This window comes from Acidiplasma aeolicum, from assembly GCF_001402945.1.
GTDB lineage: Archaea > Thermoplasmatota > Thermoplasmata > Thermoplasmatales > Thermoplasmataceae > Acidiplasma > Acidiplasma aeolicum.
Genome location: NZ_LKBG01000140.1, coordinates 1 through 1,256 on the forward strand (window position 1 = coordinate 1; position 1,256 = coordinate 1,256).

Genomic DNA, 1,256 nt, shown 5'->3' on the forward strand with positions numbered 1-1,256 from the left:
TTAAAATATTTTCTAAAATAATAAAGAATATTTTTAATGATGTAATGTCTGACTACGTAGGACAGAGATGTTTAAATGAAGCTTATGGTGCATTACATTTTTAGTACGGGAATATTAAGCCTTATTAATTCATACTTTACAGGCTTTTTCAGGGGATTTTCCATAGCAGTTATAATGTCATTTCTTGGTAATACAGTAATAGACCATTTTGGGCATAAGCGTAAGATAACAAAATATGGTCTCATACCGGTAAGAAGCCCATCGACACATTCATTTGAAAACAGCATTATCATTGGACTTTCCATTTCTTTTTTCATTATATTAATTATGTATATATTTAATAATTTAGCACCCATAACAATTACAGTAATTTCCGGCATACTGGTTGGACCCTCACATTTATTTCTGGATGCGTTTACACAGGGTGGTATTTATATTAAAAGTAAGAAACACTGGAGAAGATTTGCAATAGCCCATTTAAGGTATAATAATAAAATAATAAATGCCACAACAGCATTTTTTGGGATATTTTTAATTATTATTTCATTTTCAGGATTTGGAATAATATTTCTTTATATTAAGGATGTATTCAATTATTTATCATTAATTTTTTAGAATTTTTTAAATAACGGGCTCGGTGGGATTTGGACCCACGATCACCGACTTAGAAGGACGGTGCCTTATCCATACTAGGCCACGAGCCCAGTGGTTAATTTTAAAATTGAATATAAGTATTTCGTTCATTTATCTCTTAAATATGGTTTATTCGAATTTTTATAATATTACCATAAAAATTGAAAAAATTATATATTCACGTTATAATATTAAAAATTTTAATCAAAACGTTATTGGAGCATAGCCATCCTTTACATAATCTGAAATTAAAGCGCCCACCGGTTTAAGATTTATTTTTAGCTCCAGGAGCATCTCTTTTATATTTTCCTCATCTGCTATGTTCACACAGGCAACCGGAATGATATTTTTATCAATTAACTGTTTTACCAGACCCTTAAATTCCTCATCCTCAGCTGCCAGTTTTTCTGCGGCACCGAATAGGACAACCCTTGTTCCAATTGTGGTATGAAGTGCAAATTTAAGGCCAAGCAACGCCCTATCCCTGTTTTCATTACCTGATAAAATTATTACAGCAAGTTTATCTGCCATAATATAATAAATGTATAATAATAAAAAATAATATTGTAAGATTGTTTATTACAAAAAGACTTAGAACATTTTTTTATATATTATTAGTTATT

At 29.9% G+C, this 1,256-nt stretch carries 2 protein-coding genes and 1 tRNA gene; 1 reads left to right on the forward strand and 2 read right to left on the reverse strand.

Going from position 1 to position 1,256, the window contains the following annotated elements; translation table 11 throughout:
* The first annotated feature begins 75 nt into the window (after positions 1 to 75).
* On the forward strand, positions 76 to 615 hold the full coding sequence (locus tag AOG54_RS03705; RefSeq protein WP_052656869.1) for a DUF1286 domain-containing protein: 540 nt from the start codon (positions 76 to 78) through the stop codon (positions 613 to 615).
* Between the two features lie 14 nt (positions 616 to 629).
* On the opposite strand, the gene AOG54_RS03710 is transcribed toward AOG54_RS03705, so the two are convergent.
* A tRNA-Arg gene (locus tag AOG54_RS03710) sits at positions 630 to 704 on the reverse strand.
* A gap of 133 nt (positions 705 to 837) precedes the next feature.
* The gene (locus AOG54_RS03715) at positions 838 to 1,164 is read right to left on the reverse strand and encodes a hypothetical protein (protein WP_048102358.1); all 327 of its coding nucleotides are present in this window, start codon (positions 1,162 to 1,164) and stop codon (positions 838 to 840) included.
* Between the last annotated feature and the right edge of the window lie 92 nt (positions 1,165 to 1,256).